We start from the raw sequence: 328 nt of genomic DNA on the forward strand, positions 1-328 counted from the left end.
CAGCGGCTTGAGTATCACACACCAATCTAAGTTAACTAAGTATTGTGATACAAAATCGTGTAAGCTGATCGCCACATAATTAAGACAACAAGGGAGCATTATGAAACACTCAATGATTTCGGTTGCAATCGCGCTTGCAACAGGTCTCACCCTAACTGGCTGCTCTGAGCCTTCAACCTCTTCAGAGAAACCTAGTGCACAAACTGAGCAAGCACAAGCTAATACTGAACAATCAGGCTATAAACTAGTTAATGCATCTCAAGACCGGCTAGATATTTATACCCCAGTAACGCTAAAAACAGACTTAAGTCACTTAAACGATAACCAG

At 41.5% G+C, this 328-nt stretch carries 1 pseudogene; it reads left to right on the plus strand.

The window, feature by feature from the left end:
• Positions 1–100: 100 nt before the first annotated feature.
• Positions 101–328: pseudogene (locus CWC11_RS21540) on the plus strand (dipeptidyl-peptidase 3 family protein); the annotation flags it as partial.

Origin of the sequence: Pseudoalteromonas sp. S3178, assembly GCF_005886985.1 — a bacterium.
GTDB classification, from domain to species: Bacteria; Pseudomonadota; Gammaproteobacteria; order Enterobacterales; family Alteromonadaceae; genus Pseudoalteromonas; species Pseudoalteromonas carrageenovora.